The organism is Weissella sp. DD23 (assembly GCF_001579105.1).
Lineage (GTDB): Bacteria > Bacillota > Bacilli > Lactobacillales > Lactobacillaceae > Weissella > Weissella cibaria.
This window is the reverse complement of sequence record NZ_KQ970426.1, coordinates 1-845: the sequence shown is the minus strand read 5'-3', so window position 1 is coordinate 845 and position 845 is coordinate 1. Positions and strand designations below refer to the sequence as shown.

General features: G+C 45.6%; 2 protein-coding genes. Both read right to left on the bottom strand.

From position 1 onward, the window contains the following. Positions 1 to 244, bottom strand: a 244-nt coding sequence (locus WEIDD23_RS12030) for a hypothetical protein (RefSeq protein ID WP_156469662.1), incomplete at its 3' end; no start/stop codon positions are given. 12 nt (positions 245 to 256) lie between these two features. Further along, on the bottom strand, positions 257 to 721 hold the full coding sequence (locus WEIDD23_RS12025) for a hypothetical protein (RefSeq protein ID WP_156469661.1): 465 nt from the start codon (positions 719 to 721) through the stop codon (positions 257 to 259). Positions 722 to 845: the final 124 nt, after the last annotated feature.

Genomic DNA, 845 nt, shown 5'->3' with positions numbered 1-845 from the left:
CCGTCGTCTGTGCCTCACGCAACGTTTGGCGCAATGTCGTTAACTCAGTCGCCTGTGTCTGATTTTGATGGCGCAAACTGAGCAATTGTTCCACCGTATTCCCTTGTTCTTGTTCGGAAGCTTGTAGCTGATATTTTTGGTCCGTTATCGCTTTTTCTTTTGCATCACACTCGCGTTGTAATCGGCGCAAGTCGTCTTCCGCCTTCAAAGCCCGCTCCATCGCCTCAACCGCTTGGCGTTTCAACGTTTTATTAGCTCATTCTAAGGTCATCGTTAATTCCGTCGTTGCATCAACGGTTGGCGTTTCAACTTCCGGCGCCACCCATGGTGTGGCCAAGGCTGCCAAATATTCATCCCCTGACAGCCGTTGCCACAACAACTTGTTCGTCACGTCTTCGAATTCTGTCACATCAAGTAGCACGCCTTGATCGGTTTGGTATAGCAACTGACGCGTTTCACCCAAAACGAATTCGTAGTCATGAAGCGGCACGGCTTGCTCTGGTGATAAATGCGGATGTACCACTTTTTCTAAACGATACATAATTTGTGGTAACCGCAAATTAACCCGTGATAGAAAACTCGGCGTCAAGACATTATCTTTTTTCTGCACCGCCAAAATAAAATGATGTAGTTCTTGCAAGTCATCATGCAACTTGCCTTTATTCTTCGGCTCATCTTGATCGTTGATTCTCTTTTTAAGTCGCTTTTTGTCTATTTTCATGGAAACCCCCAATCCTGAAACAGGCATCTTCGCTCGGTCAAACCAATTAGTTAGATTATCGCGCTTCTCATTTCCAAACGCATGCATTAACACTTCTGCGAACTACTCTATCTGATTTTCAACG